Below are 7,312 nucleotides of genomic sequence, written 5' to 3' on the forward strand. Positions count from 1 at the left end.
CAAGGGCGTTATAAGGACGAAGACCGACAAGACGGGCGACTTCAAATTGGCGTAACATGAAGCCGATCAAACCGAATGCGCCATGTAGGGCTACGAAAGGCCACAAACCACCTAGTTGAATCCAACGAGTGAAGTCACCTTGAGCTTCAGGTCCCCACAGGAACAACAGGGAATGTCCCATGCTGTTGGCTGGTGTGGATACTGCTACTGTTAAAAAGTTAGCTCCTTCTAAGTAAGAAGATGCTAGTCCGTGGGTGTACCAGGATGTGACGAAGGTTGTACCGGTTAGCCAACCGCCTAATGCGAGGAAGGCACAGGGGAATAATAATATTCCTGACCAACCTACGAATACGAAGCGATCGCGCTTTAGCCAGTCGTCTAATACGTCAAACCACCCTCTACTAGGGGCGCGTCCAACTGCGATGGTCATGAGAGCAAATCTCCAAAATGTTTTATAAGTACGGATTTTATGCGTTTATGGCAGGGGAATATTATTCACCTACACAAGTTTAACCAGATTGTCAATCTAGTTTACAATTTTTTACGCTTTCTATCATAATAGGTGAAAATCTCTAATTTTGCTAGTGGACTAGGAAAAAATTTTATTTGGGGAACAGGGAACAGGGAACAGGGAATAGGGAACAGAAAAATTAATTGTGTAATTAACAGGACTTACGCAACTGGCACATTGGTAGGGTGCGTCAGACGGCATAAATCCTGCAAATAACCAAATTGTTGATATCTGACGCACCCTACAACAGATTTTTAGTGTGACACTTGCGTAAGTCCTAATTAATTCTGTCCAATTACTTATAGAGAATATTTACAAGTAACGGATATTTAATTTCGCCAAATGTAAAAAAGTAAAATTCATCAAAACCTATTGCCTATTACCTCTTGCCTTCCCATAACGACAATTTTTAACGCCAACCTACTTAGAAAACTTATGTCCAACTAGATAAACGGGGAACTTGCATCAATTCCTGACTGAGTTGTTTGTGAATATGACCGTTAGTAGCCAGGATTCTCCCTGAATCAATATTGATTGGAGTCCCATCATAGGCTGTGACATTTCCTCCCGCTTCCTGAACCAATATGATCCCTGCTACAACATCCCAAGGGGAAATTCCCCGTTCCCAATAACCATCAACTCTCCCACAGGCTACATAAGCTAAATCCAAGGCTGCTGCACCATCACGTCTGACACCTTGGGTAAGATGGGTAAGATGACAAAATTCTGCATAATTGTTGTCAGCAGTTTCCCGGCGATCATAAGCAAATCCACTAACTAACAAGCTTTTACCTAACTCCGCTGTTTGGGAAACCTGAATAGGGCGACGGTTACGAGTTGCACCTAAGCCAGCAGCCGCCCGAAATAATTCATCACGAAAAGGGTCATAAATTACCCCTACCTTGGGGACACCATGAATCAGCAACCCAATGGAAACAGCGAAACAGGGGTATTGATGGGCGTAATTAGTTGTACCATCGAGGGGGTCAATAGCCCAGAGAAATTCATTGTCTTGATTTCCCAGTTTTCCCGACTCTTCAGCGAGGATGGAATGCTGGGGAAAATGACGACGCAATACTTCTAAAATTACCTGTTCAGAAGCTTTATCAGCAGCAGTAACTAAATCACCAGGACGGCCTTTTTCGGTGATTACGTTTTCTAATTTACCTAAATAATCTTGTAAAACTACACCTGCGGCTAAAGCTGCTTCTGTAGCAATATCTAGAAAAATTTGCATATTTGTTAGTTGTCAGTGGTCAGTTGTCCGTTGTTGGTCGTTATACTCTTACATTTAACGAGAGAGACGACGAAATTCTCCAGGAGTTACCCGCATGGGTTTATCGGTGTTCCAGATGCCTTTGCCCATGATTCTCGCCCATTGTTGAGCGTGTTCTAGCCGTTGGTCGTATTTGTGATTAGGCGATCGCGCTACAAATAAAGCATATCCTTGTTTGACAACTTCTTCATTTAACAACAGTTTATCCTTCCATACATAAGCCAAGGTGCGGTTAAATTTATCCTTAGCCTCTAAGTCAAATTCCAGATTAACAGCCTGATTTGCACCCTCAATCAAACTTTCCACAAATTGTTTAGCATCCTCACCCCAAGGAATTTGGCGGATATCAGGTGCATCTAAACCAATTAACCGCACCTGAGAAATTAAATTCGGTTGTGACTCCATTCCCAATACTTCCAAACTTTGTCCACTCACAACCCGTGCTACCTTGACACTAGCGGGAGTTATTGAAGAGTTGTTTTGGCTTTGACAACTCACCAAAAGTAAAAAACTAGCTAATATAATTATTTTCGGCACAAAAACGCGAAGATGGACTACGACAGCAGCCATCCTCACTATCAAATTCATTAACCTAAACACACAAAAAATCTTAATCCTCATCTAAGGGTAAACCCGCTTTAACTTTGCCCTTACCAAAAAACCGCCCAAATTGAAGTTCATAAACTTCATCTTCATCTTGTGTTTCCACTTCCAAATCAGAACGAGCATAACTTACACATAATAAAGCGTAACCTTGACGGCGTAAATCTGGAGACAGACCAATGGCTTCCGGTTGGTGAATTTCTCCTGACAAAACTCTCACAGCACAGGTTGTACAAGCCCCATTTCGACAAGAAAAAGGCAGTTCTGTACCATTATGTTCAGCAGTGTGCAAAATATAGCGGTCTTCAGGAACTTCTAAAGTATGTGATGTCCCCGTTTGGCGATTGTAAACTTTAATTTTGTGGGTTTGAACCATCTTGATTTTCAGATTTGCGGATTTAGAGTTTCACACCTAATTATAAGAAGATTGATTGAAAACTCTGCACTTTTAGGTCAAGAAGTAGTAATAGCGCAGCGTAGCCCTAGCCATAAAAAATCTCTTTTCCAAAAAGGTTGCCTTTTTTTAAATTCTATTGTATTATAGCAAAGCGAGACACCTGGAGAGATGGCCGAGTGGTTGAAGGCGCAGACCTGGAAAGTCTGTTATGCAGAAATGTATACGAGGGTTCGAATCCCTCTCTCTCCATTCACCAGTAATAATTAAGTTTGATTTAACAATCCTTGCTTTTAGGCACACAGAGTAGACTTTACCAACAGGACTCAAAGACAATTTCTGGATGTAAATAGTGAATTTCGCCTAAAGGTGTGCATATTGTGTAAAGTATATGCAGGTAGATGGCAAAATATCATATTCACCTGGAAGAAATTGGCTAAAATCTACCTCATAGGTATTAATTCAACCAAGGCAGTATCAAGAAATTAGTTAAAATTTAGCTATTGTTAATTTGCTCACAACAACATCCCCACTTTAATATTTAGAGGTATCAATGCAGTTTGAAAATTTTAGCAAAAAAACAAACGAATATAAAGAACTTAAAGAAAAACCTCATTGGCAAGGACCTGCAAGCAAAGGCAATATTAAGCCGAAAGAACCTAATCCAGCTAATAATCTCGGCTTTAATGAGGACGAGAATCGTGGTCGAGTAGCAATTTTTATTGATGGGTTAAATCTATTTCATGCCGCATTACAACTGGGAATTGAAATTGATTATGTCAAATTGCTTTGTCGTCTCACGAAAACTTCTCGATTACTACGTGCCTTCTTTTACACAGGAATGGATAGTGGTAATGAAAAACAACAGGGATTTCTTTTATGGATGCGTCGTAACGGTTATCGTGTAGTGACTAAAGATATGAGTGTAGTTGTAGATAATTACAAAAAACCAAATCTGAATGTCGAAATTGCCGTTGATATGATTACTTTAGCACCATATTATGATACCGCTGTCTTGGTCAGTGGAGATGGAGATCTATCCTATGCTGTTCATGCTGTGAGTAATGTAGGTGCTAGAGTGGAGGTAATTGGTTTGCAAACAACTACTAGCGACAGTGAAGCGCGTTCTAGAAATCATCTTATTGATGTGGCTGATGAATTTATAGATTTTGACAGTATTAAACAACACATTCAAAAAGATGCTGCTATCGGTTATAGTTATCGGACTTCTGCCAATTACCATCTTCAAATTCCCAATATATAAATTTTGCTCACTTTTATGCTGCCTATAGCAATTACTAAGATGCTGAGAAGATGAGCAGAAGTAATTAGTCATTGTTTAATAAATATCAATACTTTATAACTCAATGGTTTTCGGAATATTCAATGTTGACACCATCAAAGATCAAGCACTTTTTGCAGTTCCACATGATTCTTCCGTCTTTCTCCCGACTCTCAACATACTATGACAACTTCAAATTATTTTAAATTTGAGAGTATTAAATGCTGCATTCTATTTGGCACTTTTCTCATATCTATGCTATACCAGTGTGGAAATATATATCTGAAATAGATATATTTTTGAGAAATTATATCATTGAAGGAGTAGGTGTAGTGAATCAAATCCAGTCAACTTTAGTTATTAGTTATGTCTTAATGACTGGCTATTTTCTTACCAATTGGTTAACCTTTTCTCTTCGTAACCCTACATCTTCTCCAGAGGATAAATTTTTATCTTTTGTCATGGCTATTATTACTACTATTTTATGGCCTGTCGTTATTGTTATTTCTTGCTTAGAAATCTTAAAAAAAGGCAAGTTAGAATTTACTACCTTAGTTCCTGTACTTTTAGCAATATTTGCCTTTAGTATTTCCTACTATTTAAGTTCTTTACATGAACATTGGTTGTGTTATTACGATCTATTTTGCCATATTTAAATTCCTATAAGCAGCAGGTTTAAATTTGTCTATATGCAATTTAACCTAAATTTGTACTTATATTAACTCAATCTTTACTCATGGGGGATGTCTTAGTTAGAAGATTGTGATGATCAAATAAACAACATACAGTATATCTATTGGTTTATAGATGTATACAGGATTACAAATGCTTGAAGCTATCGCTGTTGGTTGGCTATTACTGGTTCTTGGCGATTTTTTTTCTACCTTCTTCTATCACGTCCCTGAACACGTTTTTGGTAGCCTTCACCTGACGACTCACCACTCCTGGAAAAAGAGTTTTCGTCACTATGCAATTCTCACATTTAATCTCCAGGTGCTTTTAGATGGGATTTTGGGTGCATTACCTTATCTACTGGTAGCAGTTTGGTTATGGAGTTTATCTCCTATTGGCGTAATTTGCGGTTTATTGTTTGGTCAATTTCATGTATGGTGGAGACACGTCATAGCTTTGGGGTGGCAAACATCTAAACCTGTAACTGTTTTGTGTAAATTTCTATTTATTACTACGCCGGAACAGCATTGGTTACACCATCAAAAAACTAACTTTGGTTTTGGCGATATTTTTACGTTTTTTGACCAACCTGCGAAAATTTGGATGCGTTGGTTACGGCTACAAAGAATCCACTGGCGGTTACAAGCTAAAAGCTGACTAACTTGAGAATATTTTTCAGAAAATATTTCTTCAGATGCTACGCATTAACTCTAGAAAATTGATTCATTAATACTATGGGCAATCCCGCTGTGTTTGCCCTAATGGTGTTTTTAGTACCAATATTAGCGCATGGGAGCATCAATAAGCAATACAATAGGGCGAACGACGGGATTCGAACCCGCGCGTGGTGGTACCACAAACCACTGCCTTAACCACTTGGCTACGCTCGCCATTTAATTTACTTCTGTAAGTTTAGCATGACCTGAGAAAAATGATCAAGTTTTTTTGCCAGAAATTAGATAATTTTCTTGGTAGTCTTTAAAAGATTAACCACTACACCAGGTCAGGCTAGAAATGAAACCTTTAACTATGATTATATGCGTAGGAGCAGTGGGCGTTACTGTTCTAGGGGCAATTATGGCGAAAACCAACCCTAATCAGGAGGAATATGAAAAGTATGCAGTCCAAAAGCTGACAACATATTTGGAAACTGATGTATGTAAAAAAACACCAAGTTTTTTGGAAAAGTTAATTAAAGTTAATTGTGAACAGTTGCTTAATTCCGCTACACCACATATTAAGGAACTGATTACTACTACTACTAATCGGCAGGACTATATGATCTTTAGTATTTACCGGACTCAAATTAAACTGGATTCTTGGATACCAGGGTACAAGTTTGAAACTGTGGGGGCATTAAACCAATTTTATACTTATAGTGCTGAAGAAAAATAAATCAGCGGAGGTCAAATGAAGACTTAAGATACAAGTAGTTCTGAAAAATAACTACTATGTGATGAGTTTTTGTACTAACTGTTTGTATCCACAGAATCCTGATGATGCACGATTTTGTCTTAAGTGTGGTAAGTTAATTTTACTTAAAGAGCGCTATCGTCCCCTTTATGCTTTAGGTAAGGGTGGTTTTGGGAGAACAATACTAGGGGTGGATGAACATATTCCTTCCCAACCGCAATGCGCGATTAAACAACTTTGCTTTCCAGAGGAAAATCCAGCAGATTTTAAAAAAGCGATCGCATTATTTCAGCAGGAAGCAGTGCGTTTAGATGAGTTGCGCCATCCTCAAATTCCTCAGTTGTTGGCATATTTCGAGCAGGAAAATAGGTTGTATTTAATACAGGAGTTTATACCGGGACAGGCTTTGGCGCAGGAATTATTACAAGTAGGGGTGTTTAATCAGGGGAAAATCCAGAAATTACTGCAAGATTTATTGCCTGTGTTGGAGTTTGTACATGGTAATCATGTGATTCACAGGGATATTAAGCCGGAAAATATCATGCGAAAATCTGCTGGGGGAGATTTGGTGTTGATTGATTTTGGTGTGGCTAAGTTGATTTCGGCGACTGGGGTGATGAAAACGGGAACAACTGTTGGGAGTCCTGAATATATGGCGCCTGAACAAATGCGGGGTAAGGTATTACCAGCTAGTGATCTTTATAGTTTGGGTGTGAGTTGTATTCAGTTGTTGACGGGGATTTCTCCTTTTGATTTATATGATGATACAAGCGATCGCTGGATTTGGCGAGATTATTTACCTCCAGGAAATCAGGTTACACCTCATCTAAGTGAAATTATTGATAAACTCATTCATAATGCTCTGTCCCAACGTTACAAATCTGCACAAGAAGTCCTAGCAGCAATAGAAATAAAAACACAACCAGGGAAAAAACAGCAACTTACTACTCTCCGTTCTGATACAGGTGTTAATTACCAGCAGTTACGTAATTTCCTGGCCTGGAAACAGTGGGAAAAGGCAGATAAAGAAACTTGGGCGTTAATGTGTCAAGCTTTATCTAAAGGGAGAGTTACTTATTTGTCTAATAGTGATTTGGAAAGTTTGCGTAACTGTTCACACTCCCCCACTAAAAAGGAATTAGGAAGTAACAGGGATAGGAG

8 protein-coding genes, 2 tRNA genes and 1 pseudogene are annotated in these 7,312 nt (G+C 38.8%); 6 read left to right on the plus strand and 5 right to left on the minus strand.

Annotated elements, in window-relative coordinates:
• The 4 genes and pseudogenes from FJR05_RS12460 to FJR05_RS12475 form a co-directional block, all read right to left on the minus strand.
• Nucleotides 1-430: pseudogene (locus FJR05_RS12460) on the minus strand (photosystem II D2 protein (photosystem q(a) protein)); the annotation flags it as partial.
• Nucleotides 431-944: 514 nt separating this feature from the next.
• A complete protein-coding gene (locus FJR05_RS12465; protein WP_168644394.1) occupies nucleotides 945-1,748 on the minus strand; it encodes an inositol monophosphatase family protein in 804 nt (267 codons plus the stop codon).
• Nucleotides 1,749-1,802: 54 nt separating this feature from the next.
• Nucleotides 1,803-2,375: a thermonuclease family protein gene (locus FJR05_RS12470; protein ID WP_254446923.1), complete on the minus strand. Its 573-nt coding sequence runs from the start codon at nucleotides 2,373-2,375 to the stop codon at nucleotides 1,803-1,805.
• Nucleotides 2,376-2,397: 22 nt separating this feature from the next.
• On the minus strand, nucleotides 2,398-2,766 hold the full coding sequence (locus FJR05_RS12475) for a 2Fe-2S iron-sulfur cluster-binding protein (protein WP_168644396.1): 369 nt from the start codon (nucleotides 2,764-2,766) through the stop codon (nucleotides 2,398-2,400).
• A 183-nt stretch (nucleotides 2,767-2,949) separates the two neighbouring features.
• Between FJR05_RS12475 and FJR05_RS12480 the strand changes: the two genes are divergently transcribed.
• The 4 genes from FJR05_RS12480 to FJR05_RS12495 all read left to right on the plus strand — a co-directional run bounded on the left by FJR05_RS12480 (nucleotide 2,950) and on the right by FJR05_RS12495 (nucleotide 5,395).
• Nucleotides 2,950-3,036: transfer RNA gene (locus FJR05_RS12480), tRNA-Ser, on the plus strand.
• A gap of 301 nt (nucleotides 3,037-3,337) precedes the next feature.
• A complete protein-coding gene (locus FJR05_RS12485; RefSeq protein ID WP_168644398.1) occupies nucleotides 3,338-4,048 on the plus strand; it encodes an NYN domain-containing protein in 711 nt (236 codons plus the stop codon).
• Nucleotides 4,049-4,287: 239 nt separating this feature from the next.
• Nucleotides 4,288-4,722 (plus strand): hypothetical protein, encoded by a 435-nt coding sequence (locus tag FJR05_RS27300; RefSeq protein ID WP_254446924.1) that lies wholly within the window; start codon nucleotides 4,288-4,290, stop codon nucleotides 4,720-4,722.
• Between the two features lie 169 nt (nucleotides 4,723-4,891).
• Entirely contained in the window at nucleotides 4,892-5,395 is a 504-nt protein-coding gene (locus tag FJR05_RS12495) for a fatty acid hydroxylase (RefSeq protein WP_168644400.1), read from the plus strand.
• Between the two features lie 160 nt (nucleotides 5,396-5,555).
• On the opposite strand, the gene FJR05_RS12500 is transcribed toward FJR05_RS12495, so the two are convergent.
• Nucleotides 5,556-5,628 (minus strand) — tRNA-His (locus tag FJR05_RS12500).
• A gap of 124 nt (nucleotides 5,629-5,752) precedes the next feature.
• On the opposite strand from FJR05_RS12500, the gene FJR05_RS12505 reads away from it, so the two are divergent.
• Nucleotides 5,753-6,133 (plus strand): DUF4359 domain-containing protein, encoded by a 381-nt coding sequence (locus tag FJR05_RS12505; protein WP_168644402.1) that lies wholly within the window; start codon nucleotides 5,753-5,755, stop codon nucleotides 6,131-6,133.
• A gap of 61 nt (nucleotides 6,134-6,194) precedes the next feature.
• The coding region (locus FJR05_RS12510) for a protein kinase (RefSeq protein ID WP_168644403.1) at nucleotides 6,195-7,312 on the plus strand (1,118 nt) is incomplete at its 3' end.

The sequence above is a fragment of the Dolichospermum sp. UHCC 0259 genome (assembly GCF_009711935.1).
Taxonomy (GTDB): Bacteria; Cyanobacteriota; Cyanobacteriia; order Cyanobacteriales; family Nostocaceae; genus Dolichospermum.